Consider the following 622-nt stretch of genomic DNA (forward strand, 5'->3'; position numbering starts at 1 on the left):
CCGATTATCATGCCCCTGATTATGAAATACTCATTATGGGTAAACGGATTTTCCATAACGAGAATGATCGCTCGGTTATCAAACTGGTGTTTCCGCTGTCGTTGCTGAAAGAGCCGGAGGGCAAAGCGCGCTATCAGTCCTGGCTGATGTGGCTGTGCAACACCTTTACGGTGGAAAGCGGCTATGCCGGGCTGTCGTTTGTACTACCCTACGCGTTTGAACGCATGTTTCCCTATGAGTACCAGCTGGCGCAGCGTTTTCCCGGCGTGATGGTCGATTCACTGGGGACGCTGGAAGGGGGAGAAGCGGTAGAGGGAATTAAAAGTGCCTGCTGGTACACCATCCTTGGCGAGCCGTGGCTGGACAAGCTGGGCGGTTCGGAGACACTGACCCGCCGTCTGGCAAAAACGCCGGAGATTGAACTGCTCTCCTATAACAGCGGCATTGTGTTGAAAGCCGGGGCATTACCACCCGCACCTGGCGAGGTCAATTCAGAACCGTTACCGCCACTGCTGGTCAAAGTGAGTCAGATTATCAAACCCATCCGGCAGGACGGGCATAACGGCCTGCATTTTTACTCAGAATACGAAAACTTTCAGTTCGATAAAGAATCGACGATGAA

General features: G+C 52.7%; 1 protein-coding gene. It reads left to right on the forward strand.

Annotation, left to right across the window (positions count from 1 at the left end):
* The coding region (locus tag AAIR21_RS27780; RefSeq protein ID WP_434682830.1) for a DUF3396 domain-containing protein at window positions 1-622 on the forward strand (622 nt) is incomplete at both ends.

This window comes from Enterobacter sp. PTB (assembly GCF_051130085.1).
Classification (GTDB): domain Bacteria; phylum Pseudomonadota; class Gammaproteobacteria; order Enterobacterales; family Enterobacteriaceae; genus Enterobacter; species Enterobacter ludwigii.